Source organism: Psychromonas arctica, assembly GCF_038155225.1.
Lineage (GTDB): Bacteria > Pseudomonadota > Gammaproteobacteria > Enterobacterales > Psychromonadaceae > Psychromonas > Psychromonas arctica_B.
The window spans coordinates 1-218 of the sequence record NZ_JBAKBA010000312.1; the positions used below are offsets into that span (position 1 = coordinate 1).

The 218-nt window shown below is 32.1% G+C and carries 1 pseudogene; it reads left to right on the plus strand.

From position 1 onward, the window contains the following. A pseudogene (locus V6255_RS18650) lies at nt 1-218 on the plus strand (ABC transporter permease); the annotation flags it as partial.

A 218-nucleotide genomic window follows, 5' to 3' on the forward strand; every position in this document is an offset into this window, starting at 1 on the left:
TAACACCCTTAACTTATTTAGGTGGCGTATTTTAATCTATCTCTCTACTGCCTGATTTTTGGCAAGGTGTTTCTCATTTCAACCCGGTTATTTATATGATTAATGCTTTTCGTTATGGCTTCTAAGGTGTTTCTGATGTGCCTATTGTTTGGTCTTTTGTGGTGATATTTACATTCATTATTATAGGTTATTCATTAGTGGCTATTTTACTTAAAAAA